Here is a 9498-nt window from a genome sequence, read left to right as displayed (position 1 = left end):
CCTCATCCCCCTCATCCCCCTCATCCCCCTCATCCCCCCTCTTCTCCCGTCAGGATTGCAGTAGCCCGCGATCGCGCTTTTAATTTCTACTACCAAGACAATCTTGATTTGCTGCAACAACTTGGCGCAGAACTGGTTTTCTGGAGTCCCTTAGAAGATGCTGCAATACCAAAAGATGTGCAGGGAATGTATTTTGGCGGTGGTTTCCCAGAAGTTTTTGCCCAGCAACTAGCAGAAAATACTAGCGTTCGTAATGCCGTGAAAACAGCTATTCTTCAAGGAATGCCGACAGTTGCTGAATGCGGAGGATTAATGTATTTATGTGAGCAAATTATCGATTTTGAGGGGAAATCTTGGTCGATGGCGGGAGTTTTACCGACATCTGCTGTAATGGGTAAGCGTTTAACTTTGGGCTATCGTCGTGCAGTAGCTTTGCAAGATAATCTGTTAGTGAAAGCAAATACAACTATTTACGGACATGAGTTTCATCGTTCCCATTTAACCTTAACTCCTACTCAGCCCCTATTTGAAACTTCTCGCTACGATTGTGACGAAAATATGGGATGCGAAGGATGGGGTTTACCTGCAAATGTTCACGCTTCTTATGTTCATCTCCACTGGGGAGAAAGTGGAGAAATTCCCCAGCAGTTTCTTAAAGAATGTCTGAAAGTAGCACCTTCATGAACGTGGATTTAAGCAAGCGCAAAACCCAGTTGAATGAATTTAAAAGTATCAGAGAATGTTTTTATTATGGAAACCTACGCTTCAAAAAAAACCTCAGAAGGTCAAGCGGTAAATGAATTCATCAGAAGGTTTGCCTTTAACAAACTCTGCGTTTCGATTGATTTTGTGCAATTGGAACCCAAGCCTCTCGACCACTTTACGGGAGGCAATATTGTACTGGTTTACCGACGCGTGTAGTATGGATAAGCTAAAGCGTCGTTGGGTTTCGGCGATGGCTAGAGAATTGTAGATGTTAGCGTATCCCCGGTTCTGGAAACCAACAAATGTCATAAAGCCGATTTCCGCATATTGATCATCAAAAATACCTATCTCGACAACACCAACGTGTTGGTTTTGGGGAGTTATCGCAACCCATTTCAGCCAGATCATAGTCTCGTTATCGGGTGATTTTTCTAGCGCGGCGAACTTGAATTTTTGTTTAACCTCCATGAGGGTCGGGATTTGCTCCTCAAGATATTCGTACAGATGTGGGTTGCTTATATAGGAGTACAGGATCTCGGCGTGTTGTTCCGTAACCTTTTCTAGGCGCAAGATTACCGCGTCTGTTGGCATGATTTTTCTGATTCTCTTTTATAGACATCTCGTGAAAAAGAATGTAGAGACGCGAAAGCATTGCGGGACGTTAGCGTAGCGGGGCGTTCGCGATAGCGTCTCGTAGAGAAGCACAGCCCAGTACAATTTCGCGTCTCTACAAGGGTTCTGGATAACGCATATTTAATTTCTACCAGATGTCTATTAGGATTTGGCGACCAGATCCACTATTTTTACGCCGACTAGCGATAAACTTACTAACATTTATAAACACTACCATTATTAATATCTCTTTCAGCTTTAAAAATGTTTTCAAAAGAATAAAGATTGAAAATTGTCTTATGTTCTCGATACTGATGATTATCTCCACAACCTACCTGAATATCATCAATAGACCAATTGGCAAAACCGATTCCCTTCAAGTCCTTTAGAACTATGCGTATTCCCGGCATTTGGGTTGTTCCTGTTCTCCAACCTTTGGAAGTAATGTAATAGGACAAAGTACCTTGAATTTGGTTATTATTCAACTTAATTAAGCTCAATTTCATGTCATCAAAAATAAAATGTTCTTGACCTCTATCAAGTATATTGCTCAAGATCCATTTATTATTCCATTTATTAACTTTGCTGAATGAGTCTGGAGTTTCTATGGGTTTAGAAGGTTCTAGCCTCTCATAACAAGAAGTTGTCGCTTGTTCTTGAATAGTACTCATATTGATTTCACACCCATCTGCTAACAGTGTTGAGATAAACGACTGTAATCCTACCCCAATAATGTGTTCTGTCGATACTATTCTTAATAAGTTGCTATAAATTAACGTAAGTTCGACACATTCATATCGTCATTCAATCTGCGAATCAGACGGGATAACTCACGAATGATATTCACCGCAATTTCGGGAGTTTCTTCGATCGCATCATATAGCTGCTCTTGCGTCAGTTCCAAAAATTCGCAAGGTTCCAAAGTCGTTGCGCTGGCGGAACGAGGTTGAGTATCAAATACTGCCATCTCACCAAAGTATTTTCCCTGTTCTACCTCTGCAAGTTGTTTATTACCGATGTGAACTTTAACTCGGCCTGACACAACAATATAGAGCGATCGCCCTTCTTCTCCCTGGCGAAAGATGGTGTAATTAGCTGGAAATGACAATTCGTTCATTACTGAAGTGAGCCGCACAATAAAATCATCCCGCAATTCCTTAAAAATTGGGACTCGCCGGACAAATAATAAACGGTCAACACTGGTTAGCATAATTACAAGTTAAATATCAAACATTACTGTAAATTTTAAAACTGAAGCCACGCGATTAGTCATATTAACCGATGTTGAACGCTAGCCGTCAAGAATATCTTAAACTTTACCAACAGAAAACCACTTAGCATTGCTTCAATCCGAGCGATGCCTACGGCGGTAAACTACGCTCTTAAAGTTCTCAGATACTAGCTCAGTATACGGTGTAGTCATTTGCGCCCCTTACCCAGTTCAAACCAAGATATTAATCAATTTTATTTATCGTTTTAAAAAACAAGAGTATTTGCTCTTATTTGGTCGCAAGCCATAATATTGACTTCATGAGCTCCCAAGGTACCTTGCTGAGAAAAAAAATCACCAATTTGATTAGAGGCGATAGCTTCTAAAAACTGGGGAACTGGCTAATGGCTAACGAACCGCGATCGGTTGTCGTTAGGTAAAACAGTCACAAAATCTCCTGAACTGCTCACACATCTAGCAGCAGACAAGGACTAAGACAAACAGCATTGAATTATCGTGAGCAACAATTATGAGTTGGCTAATTAGTACATTAATTATTGGAATCTCTGTAGCTTTTGCAACCACCTTTGACGACAATTTATATTTGACAGCTTTCTTTGGAAAGGTCAATCGCAGCTTTCGTCCTAAGCATATTGTTATCGGTGAATTTCTTGGATTCACTACCTTAGTATGTGCTAGTCTCCCTGGTTTCTTTGGCGGTCTTCTTATTCCCAGCACCTGGATTGGATTACTAGGTTTGCTTCCCATCGCCATTGGTATCAGTAATTTCATCAGCCGAGAAGAGGAAGGAGAGACAGTGCAAGCTGTGTCAGTTGACTTAACCTCTCCTGTCAAATCTGGACGCCAGAAGAAATCACTATTAGCAACCATCCGAGATCCGCAAACCTATCGCGTTTCCGCAGTGACTATTGCCAATGGAGGAAACAACATTGGGATCTATGTACCGTTGTTTGCCAGTAGCAATCTTCCAAGTTTGGGTGTAATTCTAGCTGTTTGCTATTTCACTGTTGGGGTGTGGTGCTTACTGTCTTACAACCTGACTCGTAATCCTCTCATGGCTCCCGTTTTAACTCGCTATGGTCGGAAAATCTTCCCCTTTGTCTTAATTTACTTGGGACTCTCTATCTTAATTAAAAGTGAAACATATCGGCTTTTACCTAGTCTGGCAATGCTTTCTCATTAGGGATGAGGGGATTGCACCTGATCTAAAAACTCGAAATTCTTGATGGGTGCTATCTCCCTGATGTAAGCAAAAAAATCAGCGATCGTTTCCCATCTCAAAAGATTTTTTAATCACTTGAATTTATCAATTGGAATCAAAATAATATTTGATGTTATCAATCAATTTATCTAAAGTGAGAATAAAGCACATTATTGATGGCTCTTATAAAAGCAAGCCCAGCACTACGAATCAGCTTATGAAGGAACTAATGAATAAACCAAATCCAAAAAAATTAACTCAGTGGATCGTAACAGCAGTATTTCTGGTACTTGTAGCAGGATTTTCGCTCCTTGACCAGCAAGCAGTTAAAGCTCAAACACTAACACCATCCATACCTACGGTATCTGAACCAGCACCAGTAATATCTCCGCTTACATCCCCAATGGAGTCTGTTACTGCCCCAGTAATATCTCCGGTTGCATCGCCAATAGTGTCTGTAGCAGAAAACGTTAGACGTTTATTACAAACCAATGAATGTATCGGATGTAATCTGACTGGAGCAATGCTAAAGGACGCAAATCTGCAAGCGGCAAACTTGGAGGGTGCTAACTTACAAAATGCAGACTTAGAAAGGGCTAACTTACAGCAAACAAATTTACAAGGGGCAAACTTTCAAGGGGCAGATTTAGGTAAGGTAAACCTTTTGGGAGCAAACCTTGTGGGAGCAAACCTATTTGATGCAGACCTAGAGAAAGCTAACCTGTCGGGAGCAAATCTGCAAGCGGCTAACCTACAGGGCGCAGATTTGGAAAAGACAAATCTTACAAATGCAAACATCCAGGGGGTTAACCTGATGGGCGTTGATTTGGAAGATGCAATCAGACCGGAAGGATTCACTGTTCAGTGATGAAACTGAAGTTCTCTGTGCAAATTTAATAAAAAATTTCAATTGCCTGATTCAGTAATGAATACAGGCTTTATTTTTTAAAATGTGAGTTATATCATGTCAGCTTGATTACTTATTATATCATGTTCGCTTGATTACTTATCAAACCCGAAGAACCCCACCCCGCCAAAGCTACGCTTCGTCTCCCCTAAGAGCAAGCGGGGAGGGGATTAAGGGGAGCCAGTGCGGTCTTGGGGTTCACCTGCGTGGAGCCGGATAGCGTGTGGGGTGCAATGACTGTGGAAATCATAACTAATTATGCGAACATGATATTATATCATGTCCGACTTAATACTTAGTCAAAAGCGAGCGTTCGCGCAGCGTCTCTAAGAGTTGCGCGGCAATCCCAAAGCGCAAGCGAATTGCTACCCTGCGGGAACGCCAAAGGCGAACATTCCACTTCGTTGCATACCCAACTCTTGGAGAGGCTGCGCCAACGGGAACGCCAGGGGCGAACGCAATGACATATGGTAAGTGATTTGCCGAACTTGATATGACTCTTATACCAGTAGATACAGCAGATTTCAATTTGGTGAGGTACACAAGCTCGCGTCTGTTACCCAGGTGTAAAACGTGTTTTACTGCTGAGTTCTAAATTCTGCTGTATGTGTGCCAGTTTCGTAAGTCCTAAACTATTTCCATCAAGAAATATTCTACGCTGTTTGATTTTGTTCCAACCAGTTAAGTAAATCCTCAATGGTTGTAAAATCCAATAAAGCCTCGCCAAGTGCTTCTAATTGCTCTAGGGAAAGAGTTTGAATGCGCCCCCGAACCTCTTGTGGTAACTCTCCTACCCGTTTTTGTAGTTGCCGTAGCACGAGTGTTTGTCCTTGTTCCTGTTTTCCCCGCTCGTAACCAATGCGTTCGCCTGTGGTAATGTAGCTCATAGTCCGCTCCTGCTCAAATTGCTTAAACTCTTGCCAAAATTCTGCTTCCAAGGCTTTTGGTAAAATCATAACCCAATCAATAAATCGGTAAAGGTTACGAATATCTTTTTCTTGCAATCCTAATTCATACAATCGGCGAATCAAGCTAAATTTCCAAGCTTTACGTTCTCCTGGCTTTTTATTTGTTTGCTGTGTCTTCAAATGCGCCATTACTACAGTTGCAAATGGATTGTCACTGGCTTCTAATTCTGTCCAACGATTTTGATAATCCAGTAGCTTGACGGTTCCAAATTCAAAGTTAAGCTTGGTATTGGGATAATTATAACTATATTGATTGGGTCGCCATGTCGGATCGGTATCGCACAAAATCGCCAAACTGATGGCAGGTTTCGCAAATCTGTCAAAAATTCGCAGGTTGTAGGAAAACATTCTTTCGGCAAAAGTATCCTCTGATTTTGCTTGGATTTCTACATGGATTAATAGCCAAGTTTCTTGTCCTTGAATTTGCCAGACTTTAACTAATTTATCTGCATATCTCCTACCAAGTTCTGCTTCGCGGGCGATTTGTTGAAATTCCTTATCGAGAAATTCGTGGGGACGTTCCCAATTAATTAGTTCTGCTGTTTGGGGAAAGAAAAATTGCATTGCTTGGGGAAAGTAAGCTTCTAAAATTTCTTTCCACGGGCTATCATTATCTGCTCTTTCCAGTTCCTCGGTCATCAGTTGATTGTTATACCATCTAGTAATCCTAAATCAACCTGAGTTCGACAAGTCTTATTTGACCTCTCCCCCAACCCCTCTCCGTGTCGGAGAGGGGAGCAAAAAACTTAATTTTTCGTTGCTCCTCCCTTTCCGTTTCGGAGAGGGAGGCTGGGAGGGAGAGGTTTGTCGAACTCACGTTTTTAAAAGTTTGTACCCATGTAATTGTCGGAACTTGCGATCGCAACAATAGTAGATAAAGGAACTTCAGCAAAATACTGTCGCTGAAATTGTTCTTCTCTAACAGCAGCTAAAAATCGTTCCACTGCTGCCTCAGCCAAGTTTTCTGCACTATCACTTGGATGCCAGGTGATTTGCAAATAACGGTCTTGTCGTTTGACTGTGAACCCTAAATATTTTAAAGCTTTGATGCCTACAAGTAAGGTTTGGTCGGTGATGCCGATTTTCTCTAAAAGTTGGACGCGGGTAACTAGTTGATTTGTGCGACTGAGATATTTGGCAATTCCTACAAGAGTCAGCCAAATTTGATTGGGTGGTTGAAGGTTGGGTTTAGACCAAGCGATCGCTAATTGTTGTTGATTGTCATGCGTAGATGCAGAGCCGCTTATCGTTAGACACCGCCGCAACCAGGCGCGTAAATCATCCCAGTTCGTGGGACAATTTTCAAGCAAGAGTGGGGGAGTCGGTAGAGACGCGATTAATCGCGTCTGTACTTGGGAGTCGGGAGTGGGGAAGTTACGCCAGTCTAAGATGAGTGGGGAATTCCGAGTGTTGAGTGCTGAGTTAACACTGGGACGCACAGCAATTAATCTGATTTCATAACGTTTTTTGAAGGTGTTATAGTCTAATTCTGCTATGCAATCACACCTTCCTATGGGCAATTCATCTTTGTAGTGCCCCCACCATATACCAGGAAAAGCACTTCTGCTGGAATCATCCCGAATATCAAACTCGGTTTTAATGTACTGTACTTTTTTCCCTTGCCAATCCTGCTGATTGCGATGCCAAGCATTTTCAAACCAGCAGTTTTGAATTAGCAATTTCGGAACAGGATTACCCATTCCACAAGGTTCTAGCAGTTTCAGTTCCAAAAATAAATCTTTCCCCAAGTCTGCGACTGTTACCGTCAAGTCCGCTTGCACAGTTGGCGTTAGGGTTGTACTACCTAAAGATTGCCGCAACTGCTGATTAATCGCTGCTGTAAATAAAGGAATATTCTCCACCAACAAACTCAAACCTGCTGCAAAGGGATGTCCCCCAAAGCGATGTAACAGATGTGCTTGGTCTTTCACCAGTTGGTATAAATCCACAGAATTCACCGAACGGGCGGAACCACGGGCGAGGGGAGGGGATGAGGGGGATGAGGAGGATGAGGAGGATGAGGAGGATGAGGAAGTAAGATTTTCTCCCTCATCTCCCCCATCTCCCCCATCTCCCTCATCTCCCTCATCTCCCCCTGCTCCTTCCGTACTTAACAAAATAGTCGGGCGACCTGTTTCTTGTGCTACTTGTCCAGCAACTAAGCCCAATACACCCGCAGGCCATTGGGCATCTTCTAAAACAATAACGCTGGTGGTTGATAAGTCTAATTGAGTAAGTTTTTGTGCTACTTGCGCTTGTACATCTTTTTGTAAAGATTTGCGGCGGGTGTTTGCGAGTTCTGTAACTTCGGCTAGTTCGTTACAACGTTTGGCATCTCGACTAGTTAATAATTCAACGCAAAAACTAGCATCGCCTTGGATGCGGCTGACGGCGTTAATTCTTGGCCCCAAACCAAAGGAAATATCTGTGGGGCGATCGCCACTTTTTTGGCACAATTCTAATAATCGCCCCACCCCCGGACGCCGACGCGCTGCTGCTGGCTGTTGAAAATCTGCTTGCAGTCGTTGAATTCCCAACTGTGCTAAATAGCGACAATCTCCACTTAACTGCACTAAGTCGGCAATTAATCCTACTGCTACTAAATCTAATAAATCCTCTAACGGATGTTTTGCAATATTAGGCAGACTTTGATATAATGCTTCCACTAACTTATAAGCTACTGCTACCCCAGAAAGATTAAACAGCTGATGTTCTCTGGGCAAATAACGAGGATTAATAATTGCTGCGACGGGTGGGCGTTCTGTGGGTAAGGTGTGATGGTCTGTAACTATTACGTCTATACCTAGTTGTTTAGCATAGATAATTTCTTCAATGTTTGTGCTGCCTGTGTCGCAAGTAACAATTAATTTGCAACCTTGTTTTGCTAGGTTATCAATCCCTTGATTATTGAGTCCGTGAGATTCTTTCAGGCGATTGGGAATATAGTAAATTAACTGGGTATTTTGTTTAAAAAATTGCCCCAATCCATCCCAAAGTACAGATGTGGCGGTAATACCATCAGCATCAAAGTCTCCCCAAATGGCAATTTTTTCTTTGATGTTATATGCTTGTTGCAACCGGGCGATCGCTAAGTGCATTTCTTGCCCAAACTCAAACGGACTCGCTGGTTGATAAGCTTTGTGGTTAATAAAAGCTGTTAATTGTTGATGATCTTTAATTCCCCGTTGCCATAACAATTGTGCTGCATATATTCCACTTGATGCGGGTGTATGCTGTTTCACCGCTTGGATGAACCACTCCGGGGGTTGTTCGGTTGCTGCTATAGTCCACTGCTGTTGTTCTGGCATAAAAGAAAGTTAGGAGTTAGGAGTGGGAAGTTAAAAGTTGGAAACTGAAAAGTTAGAGGCTATTTATAAACAAAATATTAAGTAGAGTGTGTTACGGCAAAAAGTGACTTAATTTCTTTATACCCTTATTGGATTTTACAAACATCCTCTAATCTATCAATATTGGGTTACCCTGCGGGGATCTTGCTACATTCCTCAAACGCCACTTGCTACCCTGCGGGAACGCTAAAAGCGAACAAGTCGGGAAACCGCAAGGGCGCAGTGGCTCCCCAACCTTGTATCTTAGAAACAGATACCTCGAAGTCGTGTTGAGGTACTTCAAAGTCGTGTTGAGGTACTTCAAAGTCGTGTTGAGGTACTTCAAAGTCGTGTTGAGGTACTTCAAAGTCGTGTTGGGGTACTTCAAAGTCGTGTTGAGGTACTTCAAAGTCGTGTTGAGGTACTTCAAAGTCGTGTTGAGGTACTTCAAAGTCGTGTTGAGGTACTTCAAAGTCGTGTTGAGGTACTTCAAAGTCGTGTTGAGGTACTTCAAAGTCGTGTTGAGGTACTTCAAAGTCGTGTTGAGG

At 42.4% G+C, this 9498-nt stretch carries 8 protein-coding genes and 1 pseudogene; 4 read left to right on the top strand and 5 right to left on the bottom strand.

Translation table 11 applies throughout. The features are described 5' to 3' along the window. Window positions 1-684 (top strand): annotated as a pseudogene (locus LC586_RS38290) (cobyrinate a,c-diamide synthase); the annotation flags it as partial. A 93-nt stretch (window positions 685-777) separates the two neighbouring features. Here the strand turns inward: LC586_RS38290 and LC586_RS38285 are convergent. The 3 genes from LC586_RS38285 to LC586_RS38275 all read right to left on the bottom strand — a co-directional run bounded on the left by LC586_RS38285 (window position 778) and on the right by LC586_RS38275 (window position 2527). After that, entirely contained in the window at window positions 778-1296 is a 519-nt protein-coding gene (locus LC586_RS38285; RefSeq protein WP_229491008.1) for a GNAT family N-acetyltransferase, read from the bottom strand. A 236-nt stretch (window positions 1297-1532) separates the two neighbouring features. Beyond that, window positions 1533-1988, bottom strand: a complete 456-nt coding sequence (locus LC586_RS38280; RefSeq protein WP_229491007.1) for a hypothetical protein — start codon at window positions 1986-1988, stop codon at window positions 1533-1535. Between the two features lie 101 nt (window positions 1989-2089). After that, a complete protein-coding gene (locus LC586_RS38275) occupies window positions 2090-2527 on the bottom strand; it encodes a Crp/Fnr family transcriptional regulator (protein WP_100899683.1) in 438 nt (145 codons plus the stop codon). A gap of 529 nt (window positions 2528-3056) precedes the next feature. On the opposite strand from LC586_RS38275, the gene LC586_RS38270 reads away from it, so the two are divergent. Then, entirely contained in the window at window positions 3057-3731 is a 675-nt protein-coding gene (locus LC586_RS38270) for a cadmium resistance transporter (RefSeq protein ID WP_229491005.1), read from the top strand. 247 nt (window positions 3732-3978) lie between these two features. After that, window positions 3979-4617, top strand: a complete 639-nt coding sequence (locus LC586_RS38265; RefSeq protein WP_229491003.1) for a pentapeptide repeat-containing protein — start codon at window positions 3979-3981, stop codon at window positions 4615-4617. A gap of 692 nt (window positions 4618-5309) precedes the next feature. Here LC586_RS38265 and LC586_RS38260 read toward each other — a convergent pair. After that, window positions 5310-6263 (bottom strand): DUF4351 domain-containing protein, encoded by a 954-nt coding sequence (locus tag LC586_RS38260; protein ID WP_229491001.1) that lies wholly within the window; start codon window positions 6261-6263, stop codon window positions 5310-5312. Window positions 6264-6445: 182 nt separating this feature from the next. Then, window positions 6446-8932 carry a single-stranded-DNA-specific exonuclease RecJ gene (locus LC586_RS38255; protein ID WP_229491000.1) on the bottom strand — a complete coding sequence of 829 codons (2487 nt, stop codon included), beginning with the start codon at window positions 8930-8932 and terminating at the stop codon, window positions 6446-6448. Window positions 8933-9224: 292 nt separating this feature from the next. Here LC586_RS38255 and LC586_RS43820 point away from each other — a divergent pair. Beyond that, a partial coding sequence (locus tag LC586_RS43820; RefSeq protein WP_498072194.1) for a hypothetical protein occupies window positions 9225-9498 on the top strand: 274 nt, incomplete at its 3' end.

Source organism: Nostoc favosum CHAB5714 (assembly GCF_020829495.1).
Lineage (GTDB): Bacteria > Cyanobacteriota > Cyanobacteriia > Cyanobacteriales > Nostocaceae > Nostoc > Nostoc favosum.
The sequence above is the reverse complement of the archived record's forward strand: the minus strand, read 5'-3'. Positions and strand labels throughout refer to the sequence as shown.